We start from the raw sequence: 13,272 nt of genomic DNA, 5'->3' as shown, positions 1-13,272 counted from the left end.
CCAAAATAAAAATGCCCTCTACCAGAGAGGGCATTTTATGATTAGTGATACGAATGATGTATCCTACTCATCATGGTATTACTCGTTGGAGCTACTACCGAAACCTGCGTTCAACAATTCAGCAAGGTTTGCAGTGGCTTCGTCAACAGTCACTTGTGGTGCTTCAACCACTTCGTTCTGGTGACGACGACGCATACGATCCTGATGGTAAGCATAACCTGTACCCGCAGGGATCAGACGACCCACAATGACGTTCTCTTTCAGGCCACGCAATTCATCACGTTTACCAGCAACCGCTGCTTCAGTCAGTACGCGGGTTGTTTCCTGGAACGACGCCGCAGAGATGAAGGATTCTGTTGCCAGTGATGCTTTGGTAATACCCAACAAATCACGGTGGAAGGTCGCAGGGACTTTGCCATCTTGATCCAGTTTACGGTTAGCAACTTTAACGCGTGCGTATTCAACCTGCTCGCCTTCAAGGAATTCAGAGCTTCCCGCGCTTGCAATGGTCACTTTACGCAGCATCTGACGAACGATAACTTCAATGTGTTTATCGTTAATCTTAACGCCTTGCAGACGGTAAACTTCCTGAACTTCGTTAGTGATGTAACGAGCAACGGCATGAACGCCACGCAGACGCAGAATGTCGTGTGGAGATTCTGGGCCATCGGAGATCACGTCACCACGTTCAACAACCTCACCTTCGAATACGTTGAGCTGACGCCATTTAGGGATCATCTCTTCGTAAGCATCACTACCATCCAGTGGGCTGATTACCAGACGGCGTTTACCTTTGGTTTCTTTACCGAAGGAAACGATACCGCTGATTTCTGCCAGGATAGCAGGCTCTTTCGGACGACGTGCTTCGAACAGGTCTGCAACGCGTGGCAGACCACCGGTGATATCTTTAGTACCGCCAGATTCCTGAGGAATACGCGCCAGCGTGTCACCCGCAGAGATAGATATGCCATCTTCCAGCTGAACAATCGCTTTACCCGGTAGGAAGTACTGAGCAGGCATATCTGTACCTGGGATCAGAACGTCGTTACCCTGAGCATCAACGATTTTCAATGCCGGACGCAGGTCTTTACCGCTACCGGTACGCTCTGCACTGTCCAGAACCACCAGTGATGAAAGGCCGGTCAGTTCGTCTGTCTGACGGGTAATGGTCTGGCCATCTACCATGTCAGAGAACTGGATGATACCGGACACTTCACTCACGACTGGCATGGTGTGTGGATCCCAGTTAGCAACGGTTTCACCGCCGGCAACTTTCTCGCCATCACCTTTTGACAATACGGAGCCGTAAGGCACTTTATAGCTTTCTTTAGTACGACCGAAATCGTCAATCAGGCGCAATTCGGTATTACGGGAAGTAATAACCAGTTTGCCCGCTGAGTTGGTAACGAATTTCGCGTTGGTCAGTTTCAATTGACCTTTGTTACGTACCTGAATGCTGGATTCTGCTGCCGCACGAGATGCCGCACCACCGATGTGGAACGTACGCATCGTCAGCTGTGTACCCGGCTCACCGATTGACTGTGCCGCGATAACACCAACTGCTTCACCTTTGTTGATGATATGACCACGAGCAAGGTCACGTCCGTAACAGTTCGCACAGACACCGAAGTCAGTTTCACAACTAACTACAGAACGTACTTTCACGCTGTCAACGGAGTTTTCTTCTAACAGATCACACCATTTTTCGTTCAGCAGAGTGTTACGTGGAACCAGAATGTCCGCAGAACCCGGTTTCAGAACGTCTTCCGCAGTCACACGACCCAGTACACGCTCACGCAGAGGTTCTTTAACGTCACCACCTTCGATAACCGGAGTCATCATGATGCCATTATGAGTACCACAGTCATCTTCAGTAACAACCAGATCCTGAGCAACGTCAACCAGACGACGGGTCAGATAACCGGAGTTCGCAGTTTTCAGTGCGGTATCCGCAAGACCTTTACGAGCACCGTGGGTTGAGATGAAGTACTGAAGTACGTTCAGACCTTCACGGAAGTTCGCGGTGATTGGGGTTTCGATGATGGAGCCATCTGGCGTTGCCATCAGACCACGCATACCCGCCAACTGACGAATCTGAGCAGCAGAACCACGAGCACCGGAGTCGGCCATCATAAAGATGTTGTTGAAGGAAACCTGTTGTTCTTCTTCGCCCTTGCTGTTAATCACAGTTTCAGAAGAGAGGTTTTCCATCATCGCTTTAGCAACACGTTCGTTTGCCGCCGCCCAGATATCGATAACTTTGTTATAGCGTTCGCCCGCAGTTACCAGACCTGACTGGAACTGTTCCTGAATTTCAGCAACTTCAGCTTCTGCTTCCGCGATGATGCCTTCTTTCTTCTCAGGAATAACCATGTCGTCAATACCTACGGATACCCCTGAACGGGCAGCGTAAGCAAAACCGGTATACATGGTCTGGTCAGCTAAGATAACGGTTGGTTTCAGGCCCAGCACACGGTAACAGGTATTCAGCATCTTAGAGATTGCTTTTTTACCCAGTGGCTGGTTAATCAGTGAATATGGCAGACCACGCGGTACAATCATCCACAGGATGGCACGACCGATAGTGGTATCAACCAGACCTGTATTAACCGTAACGTTGCCTTCGCCATCTCTCACTTCTTCAGTGATACGAACTTTGACACGGGCATGCAGAGAAGCCAGACCTGCGCGGTATACGCGTTCTGCTTCTTTAGGACCGGTCAGAACCATGCCTTCGCCTTTCGCGTTAACACAGTCACGGGTCATGTAGTACAGACCCAGTACAACGTCCTGAGATGGAACGATGATTGGTTCACCGCTCGCCGGAGACAGGATGTTGTTGGTAGACATCATCAGCGCACGCGCTTCCAACTGGGCTTCCAGTGTCAACGGTACGTGAACAGCCATCTGGTCACCATCGAAGTCGGCGTTATAAGCCGCACACACCAATGGGTGCAACTGAATAGCTTTACCTTCGATCAGAACCGGTTCAAATGCCTGAATACCCAGACGGTGAAGGGTTGGTGCACGGTTCAGCAGAACCGGATGCTCACGGATAACCTCATCAAGGATATCCCATACAACCGCTTCTTCGCGCTCAACCATTTTCTTAGCTGCTTTGATGGTAGTCGCCAGACCACGCAGTTCCAGCTTGCCGTAGATAAATGGTTTAAACAGCTCCAGTGCCATCTTCTTAGGAAGACCACACTGATGCAGGCGCAGGTATGGACCTACGGTAATTACAGAACGGCCTGAGTAGTCAACACGTTTACCCAACAGGTTCTGACGGAAACGACCCTGTTTACCCTTGATCATGTCAGCCAGGGATTTCAGAGGACGTTTGTTGGAACCTGTGATTGCGCGACCACGACGACCGTTATCCAGCAATGCATCAACCGCTTCCTGCAACATACGTTTTTCGTTACGTACGATGATGTCTGGCGCAGCCAGATCCAGCAGGCGTTTCAGACGGTTGTTACGGTTGATAACGCGACGATACAGATCGTTCAGGTCAGACGTTGCGAAACGGCCGCCATCCAGAGGAACCAATGGACGCAGATCCGGTGGCAGAACTGGCAGAACAGTCAGAACCATCCACTCTGGTTTGTTACCAGACTGAATGAAAGCTTCCAGCAGCTTGATGCGCTTGGTCAGTTTCTTACGCTTGGTTTCAGAGTTAGTTTCGTTCAGCTCTTCACGCAGAGTTTCACATTCGTTTTCCAGATCGATGTTTTTCAACAAAGATTGGATCGCTTCTGCACCCATTTTTGCGTCGAACTCATCACCGAACTCTTCCAGTGCATCCAGATACTGCTCCTCAGTCAGGATCTGACTGCGCTCAAGACTGGTCATGCCGCCTTCTACAACCACATAGGATTCGAAGTACAGTACGCGTTCGATGTCGCGCAGTGGCATATCCAGCAGCAAGCCGATACGGGATGGCAGTGATTTCAGGAACCAGATGTGAGCAGTCGGAGATGCCAGTTCAATGTGACCCATACGTTCACGGCGAACTTTAGTCTGAGTGACTTCAACACCACACTTCTCACAAATCACACCACGGTGTTTTAAGCGCTTGTATTTACCACACAAGCATTCGTAATCTTTTACCGGCCCGAAAATACGCGCACAGAAAAGACCGTCACGCTCAGGTTTGAACGTACGGTAGTTAATGGTTTCCGGCTTTTTTACTTCCCCGAATGACCACGAACGGATCATATCTGGAGAGGCCAGAGCAATTTTGATCGCATCAAACTCTTCGGTCTTGGTTTGCGCTTTCAGAAACTTCAATAAGTCTTTCACGAAATGGCTCCTGTCGGAGTTAGACCTGTTAGGTGAGTGGCCCATGCCACTCCCCCCTTGTAACCAGTGTAACCACTGGCTGGCAGACTGCCCGATCCTATGTTATTTCAACATAAGGCGGGCAGTGCCAGCGGAAAACGATGATTTATTATTCGTCTTCCAGCTCGATGTTGATACCCAAGGAACGGATTTCTTTCAGCAATACGTTGAAAGACTCCGGCATACCTGGTTCCATCTGGTGGTTACCGTCCACGATGTTTTTATACATCTTGGTACGACCGTTAACGTCATCAGACTTAACGGTAAGCATTTCTTGCAGAGTATAGGCAGCACCGTATGCTTCCAGTGCCCACACTTCCATCTCCCCGAAACGCTGACCACCGAACTGTGCTTTACCACCCAGCGGCTGCTGAGTAACCAAGCTGTAAGAACCGGTAGAACGGGCGTGCATCTTGTCATCAACCAAGTGGTTCAATTTCAGCATGTACATGTAACCAACGGTTACCTGACGCTCGAATTGCTCACCAGTACGGCCGTCAAACAGTGTGATCTGACCGGAAGTCGGCAGGCCACCCAGTTGCAACAGCTCTTTGATTTCAGTCTCTTTCGCACCGTCGAAGACTGGCGTTGCGATTGGCATACCTTTTTTCAGGTTCTCAGCCAGACGCATGACTTCGTCGTCAGTGAAAGTATTCAAATCAACTTTCTGACGGGTGTCATCACCCAGATCATAAGCTTTCTGGATAAATTCACGCAGTTTGGCAACTTCCTGCTGCTGTTTCAGCATTGCATTGATCTTGTCACCAATGCCCTTCGCCGCCATACCCAGGTGAGTTTCCAGAATCTGACCGATGTTCATACGTGATGGTACGCCCAGCGGGTTCAGTACGATGTCAACAGGAGTACCGTTTTCATCGTAAGGCATGTCTTCGATTGGGTTGATCTTAGAGATTACACCCTTGTTACCGTGACGACCTGCCATCTTATCACCAGGCTGGATCTGACGTTTCACTGCCAGATAAACCTTAACGATTTTCAGTACGCCAGGTGCTAAATCATCACCCTGAGTGATCTTACGGCGTTTAGCATCCAGTTTTTTCTCGAACTCAGCTTTCAGTTCGTCATACTGTTCTGCCAACTGTTCCAACTGATTCTGTTTATCTTCATCAGCCAGACCCAGTTCTAACCAGCGCTCACGTGGCAGCTTGTCTAATTTTTCCGCTTCAATTCCACCGGCAACCAGTGCGGTACGAATACGGGCAAACAGACCAGCTTCGAAAATACGCAGTTCTTCAGTCAGGTCTTTCTTCGCCTGACGCAACTGCATTTCTTCGATTTCCAGAGCACGCTTGTCTTTTTCTACGCCATCACGGGTAAAGACCTGTACATCGATAACAGTACCGGAAACACCGTTTGGTACACGCAGTGATGAATCTTTAACGTCAGACGCTTTTTCACCAAAGATCGCACGCAACAGTTTTTCTTCTGGCGTTAACTGAGTTTCACCTTTAGGTGTCACTTTACCGACCAGAATGTCGCCACCTTTCACTTCCGCACCGATATAAACGATACCGGATTCGTCCAGTTTAGACAGCGCTGCTTCACCTACGTTAGGGATGTCAGCAGTGATCTCTTCAGGCCCCAGTTTAGTATCACGGGATACACAAGCCAGTTCCTGAATATGAATAGTAGTGAAACGGTCTTCCTGAACAACACGTTCAGATACGAGGATGGAGTCCTCGAAGTTATAACCATTCCATGGCATGAACGCCACGCGCATGTTCTGACCCAGTGCCAGCTCACCCAAATCGGTGGATGGACCATCAGCCAGAACGTCACCACGTTCTACCATTTCGCCCAGAGATACACATGGCATCTGGTTGATACAGGTATTCTGGTTAGAACGGGTGTACTTGGTCAGGTTATAGATATCAATGCCCGCTTCACCAGCGTACATTTCATCTTCATTAACCTTAATCACGATACGGGATGCGTCAACGTACTGAACCACACCGCCACGTTTAGCAACGGAGGTTACACCAGAGTCAACTGCTACCGCACGCTCCATACCTGTTCCGACCAGCGGCTTGTCTGCACGCAGAGTTGGAACCGCCTGACGTTGCATGTTCGCACCCATCAATGCACGGTTGGCGTCATCGTGTTCAAGGAATGGGATCAGGGAAGCACCTACGGACACGATCTGTTGTGTCGAAACGTCCATGTACTGAACCTGATCACGGCTGAACAAGCTGGATTCGTCATAATGACGGCAAGTTACCAGTTCTTCGATGAAGTGGCCTTCTTCGTCCAGTGCGGAGTTAGCCTGCGCAATAACGTAGTTACCTTCTTCAATCGCTGACAGGTAATGAATCTCATCTGTTACCACGCCATCACGTACTAAACGATAAGGGGTTTCAAGGAAACCATATTCGTTGGTACGAGCATAAACGGACAGGGAGTTAATCAGACCGATGTTTGGACCTTCAGGCGTTTCGATTGGACATACACGACCATAGTGAGTCGGGTGTACGTCTCGAACTTCAAAGCCTGCACGTTCACGGGTCAGACCGCCCGGGCCCAAAGCAGAAATACGACGTTTATGAGTGATTTCAGACAGTGGGTTGTTCTGGTCCATAAACTGAGACAGCTGGCTGGAACCAAAGAACTCTTTCACTGCTGCTGAAATTGGCTTAGCGTTGATCATATCCTGAGGCATCAGGGTATCCAGATCGCCCAGAGACAGACGCTCTTTCACCGCACGCTCTACACGTACCAGACCTACACGGAACTGGTTTTCAGCCATTTCACCAACGGAGCGGATACGACGGTTGCCCAAGTGGTCGATATCATCCACTTCGCCTTTACCGTTACGGATATCGATAAGCTTCTTCATGACATCAATGATGTCAGCTTTGCTCAGGATACCGGAACCTTCAATCTCTTCACGATCCAGTGAACGGTTGAACTTCATACGGCCAACAGCAGACAGATCATAACGATCTTCAGAGAAGAACAAGTTCTCAAACAGGTTTTCTGCTGCTTCACGTGTTGGTGGTTCACCCGGACGCATCATGCGGTAGATTTCAACCAATGCGCTCAGGCGGTCGTTGGTTGGATCAATACGCAGAGTCTCGGAGATGTATGCACCGTGGTCCAAGTCGTTGGTGAACAGGGTCTCAATGGTTTTATGACCAGATTGGCTCAAACGTGCCAACAGATCCAAAGAGAGTTCCATGTTAGCAGCACAGATGATTTCACCCGTATTCTGATCGATGTAATCTCTTGCAACAACTTTACCCGCGATATATTCAACAGGCACCTCAATGCGGTCTACCTGATCTTTTTCTAACTGGCGGATATGACGTGCAGTGATACGACGGCCTTTTTCAACATAAAGTTTGCCGTTCGCTTCAATATCAAATGAAGCTGTCTCACCACGCAGACGTTCTGGTACCAGAGTCATCTGCAATTTGTTGTCGCGAATTTCGAACGTGGTCTTGTCGAAGAACAGATTCAGAATGTCTTCGCTCGTGTAATCCATCGCGCGCAGAATAATCGAAGCCGGTAATTTACGACGGCGGTCGATACGCACAAACAGGTTATCTTTAGGATCGAATTCGAAATCCAGCCATGAACCACGGTAAGGAATGATACGTGCATTATACAGTACCTTACCGGATGAATGGGTTTTACCCTTATCGCTGTCAAAGAAAACGCCTGGGCTACGATGTAACTGAGATACGATTACGCGCTCAGTACCGTTGATAACGAAAGTACCGTTATCAGTCATGAGTGGAATTTCACCCATGTAGACTTCTTGTTCTTTGATGTCTTTTACTGTGCCTTCAGGCGCTTCACGCTCATAAATCACCAGACGCAGTTTAACGCGCAGTGGAGCGGAATAAGTCACGCCACGGATCTGACACTCTTGAACATCAAAAACAGGTTCGCCAAGACGGTAGCTTACATATTGCAGTTCAGAACTGCCGCTGTAGCTCTGAATTGGGAACACAGAACGGAAGGCCGCTTCCAGTCCATTCTGGCCTTCAGGATCTTGCTCGATAAACTTCTGGAACGAGTCAAGTTGGATAGAAAGAAGGTATGGTACATCCAAAACTTGTGGACGTTTACCAAAATCCTTACGAATACGTTTTTTCTCGGTATAGGAGTAAACCATAGGGTTCCTCAGCTCGCTGATAAGTGACCCACTCTGTCCGCCCTTAAGGACAGCACTCTGCAACACTATTTTTTCGAACAGAAAATAGAATATTTTCCGTAATACTCATTGCTATTACTCTTAAATCATTTCATTGCGTTACCTTACTACCGAGCTACCCGAGTGGATCGTAGCTGAGAACACAGTATATTAAGTCGTCAATAGGAAGGAGTATTTTGGGTTGATGAGTAGCCAAACAGTGTGAAATGCTACTAACACCCTGCATGTGCTCTGTAAGGCAATCTTTTTGTAAAGTAATCCTTGTAAAACAAAGTCCTTACAAAACGACAAGCTGCCTTACAGCGCAAAAAGGCTGGCGATTAAAAAATCGCCAGCCGCCAGCCTTGAAAATCAGGCTGCGAACTTCAAACTGATCTTACTTGATCTCAACAGAAGCACCTGCTTCTTCCAGAGATTTTTTCAGAGCTTCAGCGTCGTCTTTGCTGATGCCTTCTTTCAGTGCTGCTGGTGCGCTTTCAACCAGGTCTTTAGCTTCTTTCAGACCCAGGCCAGTTGCGCCACGTACTGCTTTGATTACAGCAACTTTGTTAGCGCCAGCGCCAGTCAGGATTACGTCGAATTCAGTTTTTTCTTCAACTGCTTCAGCAGCACCACCAACTACAGCAACAGCTGCAGCAGCAGAAACGCCGAATTTTTCTTCCATCATGCTGATCAGTTCAACAACGTCCATTACAGACATTTCTGCAACTGCGTCCAGAATTTGTTCTTTAGTGATAGACATAACAAGTGTTCCTAAAATTCAGAAATAATTTATACGTTAAAAAGCAACGAAGGAAATAAGCAATTAAGCAGCTTCTTTCTGATCGCGTAGCGCAGCCAGAGTGCGAACCAGTTTGCCTGCAGCGGCTTCTTTCATGGTTGACATCAGGCGTGCGATTGCTTCTTCGTAAGTTGGGAGTGTAGCCAGACGATCGATGTCCGAACCTGGGATAAACTCACCTTCAAAGGCTGCTGCTTTAATCTCGAATGCTGGGTTCGCTTTCGCGAAATCTTTGAACAGACGAGCAGCTGCGCCCGGATGTTCGTTAGAAAAAGCAATCAAGGTTGGACCAACAAACGCTTCTTTCAGGCACTCATACTCAGTACCTTCAACAGCACGACGCATCAGAGTGTTACGAACAACACGCATGTAAACGCCAGCTTCGCGACCTGCTTTACGCAGTTCAGTCATTTTATCTACAGTAACGCCGCGAGAATCCGCAACAACCGCAGACAGCGCGCCTTTGGCTACTTCGCTGACTTCAGCAACAATCGCTTGTTTGTCTTGAAGATTTAGTGCCATTAGCTTCTTGCTCCTGGATTAACCGGGCAAACCCGGGACTCACTTCACTCAGAACATGAAATATGCCTGAGCGCTGAAACACGGTGAGCAGAATCCAGAAATTAAATTTCATTTGGCTCTGTCACCGTCTACGCAGGATATTAAGTAAGTAATTTATCTACGTACTTACGCCTGCGGTCTTGGACGGGGCTTGGATTAGGCCAAGCTCCAACCGAAAACTGTGATTTGCCCTGAACAAATTTTATGTACCAATTATTATAAATTGTTATAAATCTGTTCAGTCAAATTCGAAGCGTCAGATTTTAGACAAATCTGACGCTGAGGTAAAGCGTTATTCGCTTTCAGCCTAAATTATTAAGCTGTTACGGTGTTCAGACCAGACTGGTCAATCGCAACACCTGCGCCCATGGTAGTGGACAGGCTAACTTTCTTAACGTAAACGCCTTTAGCTGAAGATGGCTTCGCTTTTTTCAGCGCAACCAGCAGAGCTTCCAGGTTTTCTTTCAGTTTGTCAGCGTCAAAGTCAACTTTACCGATGGTAGTGTGGATGATACCGTTCTTGTCATTACGGTAACGAACCTGACCAGCTTTAGCGTTCTGTACAGCTTCAGCAACGTTAGGAGTTACAGTACCAACTTTCGGGTTTGGCATCAGACCACGTGGGCCCAGGATTTGACCCAGCTGGCCAACAACGCGCATTGCATCTGGAGATGCGATAACTACGTCGAAGTCCATCTCGCCTTTCTTAATCTGTTCAGCCAGATCTTCCATACCTACCAGTTCTGCGCCAGCAGCTTTAGCCGCTTCAGCGTTTGCACCCTGGGTAAATACAGCAACACGTACTGAACGACCGGTACCGTGTGGCAGTACAGTTGCGCCACGAACGTTCTGGTCAGATTTACGAGCATCGATGCCAAGATTAACAGCTACGTCAACGCTTTCTACGAACTTAGCAGTAGCCAGTTCTTTCAGCAGAGCAACGGCTTCGTTGATGTCGTATTGCTTAGTTGCATCAACTTTTTCACGAATAGTGCGCATGCGCTTAGTCAGTTTAGCCATTGATTAACCCTCCACTACCAGGCCCATGGAACGAGCAGTACCTTCGATTGAACGCATCATCGCGTCAACGTCAGCACCAGTCATATCCGCAGCTTTAGTTTCAGCAATTTCACGAATCTGAGCGCTGGTTACTTTACCAACTTTGTCTTTGTTCGGTTTGCCGGAACCAGATTTAACGCCAGCTGCTTTTTTCAGCAGAACGGCCGCTGGTGGGGTTTTGGTAACGAAAGTGAAAGAACGGTCTGCATAAACAGTAATAACAACTGGAATTGGCAGGCCTTTTTCAATGCTTTCAGTTTTAGCATTGAACGCTTTACAGAATTCCATGATGTTAACACCCTGCTGACCCAGTGCTGGACCAACTGGTGGGCTTGGGTTAGCCATACCCGCTGCAACTTGCAGCTTAACGTAGGCTTGTACTTTCTTAGCCATCTATATTTCCTCTATATGGGTATTATCGCCTCTGGAAAGAGGCTCCCCTAACGTTTCAGGCCCCGCCTAATAACTAAATCAGGCAAAACCACAAAAATTATGTCTGTCATCAGACTTATTGCCTATTCGGATAAACTAAAATAGCCCCCGAACAAAAACAAAAGGCGCGAAATTGTATGCTAATTTCACACCCTTTGCAAGCAAAATAGCTCAATTAAGCATCAAATCAAGCTTTCTCGACTTGACTGAAATCCAGCTCAACTGGCGTAGCACGACCAAAGATAGAAACCGAAACTTTCAGGCGGCTCTTCTCGTAATCGACTTCTTCTACAACACCATTGAAGTCTGCAAATGGACCATCGCTGACGCGGACCATTTCGCCTGGTTCGAACAAAGTTTTTGGACGTGGTTTATCACCAACCTGCTGAAGACGATTCATAATCGCATCGACTTCTTTATCACTGATTGGTGCAGGACGGTCAGATGTACCGCCAATAAAACCCATTACGCGAGGTACACTGCGAACCAGATGCCATGTTGCATCGTTCATTACCATTTGTACCAAGACATAGCCCGGGAAGAATTTACGCTCGCTTTTACGACGCTGGCCACTGCGGATCTCAACAACTTCTTCTGTCGGCACCATAACTTCACCGAAAGAGTCTTCCATATCGTGTAATTTGATATGTTCACGCAGAGATTGGGCTACGCGACCTTCAAACCCAGAAAATGCCTGTATGACATACCAACGCTTTTTTGGGGATTCAGACATTCTTAAAACCTCAGGCCTGTAATAAATGAAACTAAACGCACCAGAATACCATCAAGCCCCCACAAAATCAGCGACATGACAGCCGTTACTGCTGCAACAATCAGTGTTGTATGCAGGGCTTCCTGGCGAGTTGGCCAAATGACTTTACGCATTTCGACGCGAGATTCGCGGGCAAATGCTAATGCAGCTTTACCTTTCGCAGTCAACAATGCAACTGCTCCTGCAAGGGCAACAATAGCAACAACGGCTATCGCGCGCAGGGGCAGGTTATACTCCCGGTAATAGTAATTACCCACAATAGCAACCACCAGCAGCACTGCTACCAATAGCCATTTTGCTATATCAAGACCACGCCCGCTTTCTTGAGCATTGCTATTCGCACTCATAAACCAACCTGTAACTATATGTAAGTAACTATGATGTAAATAGATAGCCAGCTTGCCTCGCAAGAGCAAAACAAATCAGACCGAACCCAAAAATAATTGTAATTGTATCTGACTCGGCGTCATAATTCAGCAGGACTTTTTGTATCCGTTTGCCCGAAAACGAACTTATTAAGAAGAGTTCTCTTAAAGCTGCTTGTCTGAAAACAGGTGGATACCAAAGCCTATCCGTTGTATCAGAGCCTATCTCACCAATAATTCAGTACAGTTATTTGATGTACCCATCGACAACTATTGATGAGATAGGTTCTTCTTAAGACAACGTATAAAAAGGGCATCTATCGATGCCCTTCCAAAATGAACACATTAAAAAAATTATGCGATCACTTTAGCAACAACACCAGCACCTACAGTACGGCCGCCTTCACGGATTGCGAAACGCAGACCTTCGTCCATTGCGATTGGAGCAATCAGAGTAACGATCATATTGATGTTGTCACCTGGCATTACCATCTCAACGCCTTCTGGCAGTTCGATAGTACCGGTTACGTCAGTTGTACGGAAGTAGAACTGTGGACGGTAACCTTTGAAGAATGGAGTATGACGGCCACCTTCATCTTTGCTCAGGATATACACTTCAGATTCGAAAGTAGTGTGTGGCTTGATTGAACCTGGTTTAGCCAGTACCTGACCACGTTCGATTTCGTCACGCTTAGTACCACGCAGCAGAACACCAACGTTCTCACCCGCACGGCCTTCGTCCAGCAGTTTGCGGAACATTTCAACGCCAGTACAAGTTGTTTTC

At 47.8% G+C, this 13,272-nt stretch carries 9 protein-coding genes; all 9 read right to left on the bottom strand.

Going from position 1 to position 13,272, the window contains the following annotated elements; all coding sequences use genetic code 11:
• Positions 1-78: 78 nt before the first annotated feature.
• A complete protein-coding gene (gene rpoC, locus AACS92_RS19325; protein WP_099109251.1) occupies positions 79-4,302 on the bottom strand; it encodes a DNA-directed RNA polymerase subunit beta' in 4,224 nt (1,407 codons plus the stop codon).
• Positions 4,303-4,450: 148 nt separating this feature from the next.
• Positions 4,451-8,479: a DNA-directed RNA polymerase subunit beta gene (gene rpoB / locus AACS92_RS19320; RefSeq protein WP_099109250.1), complete on the bottom strand. Its 4,029-nt coding sequence runs from the start codon at positions 8,477-8,479 to the stop codon at positions 4,451-4,453.
• 415 nt (positions 8,480-8,894) lie between these two features.
• Positions 8,895-9,260: a 50S ribosomal protein L7/L12 gene (gene rplL / locus AACS92_RS19315; protein WP_045972989.1), complete on the bottom strand. Its 366-nt coding sequence runs from the start codon at positions 9,258-9,260 to the stop codon at positions 8,895-8,897.
• A 63-nt stretch (positions 9,261-9,323) separates the two neighbouring features.
• Entirely contained in the window at positions 9,324-9,821 is a 498-nt protein-coding gene (rplJ, locus tag AACS92_RS19310) for a 50S ribosomal protein L10 (RefSeq protein WP_099109249.1), read from the bottom strand.
• Between the two features lie 354 nt (positions 9,822-10,175).
• On the bottom strand, positions 10,176-10,880 hold the full coding sequence (gene rplA, locus AACS92_RS19305) for a 50S ribosomal protein L1 (RefSeq protein ID WP_099109248.1): 705 nt from the start codon (positions 10,878-10,880) through the stop codon (positions 10,176-10,178).
• Between the two features lie 3 nt (positions 10,881-10,883).
• Positions 10,884-11,312: a 50S ribosomal protein L11 gene (rplK, locus tag AACS92_RS19300; protein WP_038237931.1), complete on the bottom strand. Its 429-nt coding sequence runs from the start codon at positions 11,310-11,312 to the stop codon at positions 10,884-10,886.
• A 226-nt stretch (positions 11,313-11,538) separates the two neighbouring features.
• Positions 11,539-12,084, bottom strand: coding sequence for a transcription termination/antitermination protein NusG (gene nusG / locus AACS92_RS19295; RefSeq protein WP_099109247.1), 546 nt, complete (start codon positions 12,082-12,084; stop codon positions 11,539-11,541).
• A 2-nt stretch (positions 12,085-12,086) separates the two neighbouring features.
• Positions 12,087-12,470, bottom strand: a complete 384-nt coding sequence (gene secE / locus AACS92_RS19290; protein WP_099109246.1) for a preprotein translocase subunit SecE — start codon at positions 12,468-12,470, stop codon at positions 12,087-12,089.
• A 372-nt stretch (positions 12,471-12,842) separates the two neighbouring features.
• Positions 12,843-13,272: EF-Tu C-terminal domain-related protein (locus AACS92_RS19285; protein ID WP_339373562.1), on the bottom strand; the 430-nt coding region annotated here is incomplete at its 5' end.

The sequence above is a fragment of the Xenorhabdus sp. KJ12.1 genome (genome assembly GCF_963876495.1).
Lineage (GTDB): Bacteria > Pseudomonadota > Gammaproteobacteria > Enterobacterales > Enterobacteriaceae > Xenorhabdus > Xenorhabdus stockiae.
The sequence above is the reverse complement of the archived record's forward strand: the minus strand, read 5'-3'. Positions and strand labels throughout refer to the sequence as shown.

What these genes read in the sequence shown, in the direction of transcription:
- rpoB (WP_099109250.1), bottom strand. Translation starts at nt 8,479, where the DNA reads ATGGTTTACTCCTATACCGAGAAAAAACGTATTCGTAAGGATTTTGGT.
- rplL (WP_045972989.1), bottom strand. Translation starts at nt 9,260, where the DNA reads ATGTCTATCACTAAAGAACAAATTCTGGACGCAGTTGCAGAAATGTCT.
- rplJ (WP_099109249.1), bottom strand. Translation starts at nt 9,821, where the DNA reads ATGGCACTAAATCTTCAAGACAAACAAGCGATTGTTGCTGAAGTCAGC.
- rplA (WP_099109248.1), bottom strand. Translation starts at nt 10,880, where the DNA reads ATGGCTAAACTGACTAAGCGCATGCGCACTATTCGTGAAAAAGTTGAT.
- rplK (WP_038237931.1), bottom strand. Translation starts at nt 11,312, where the DNA reads ATGGCTAAGAAAGTACAAGCCTACGTTAAGCTGCAAGTTGCAGCGGGT.
- nusG (WP_099109247.1), bottom strand. Translation starts at nt 12,084, where the DNA reads ATGTCTGAATCCCCAAAAAAGCGTTGGTATGTCATACAGGCATTTTCT.
- secE (WP_099109246.1), bottom strand. Translation starts at nt 12,470, where the DNA reads ATGAGTGCGAATAGCAATGCTCAAGAAAGCGGGCGTGGTCTTGATATA.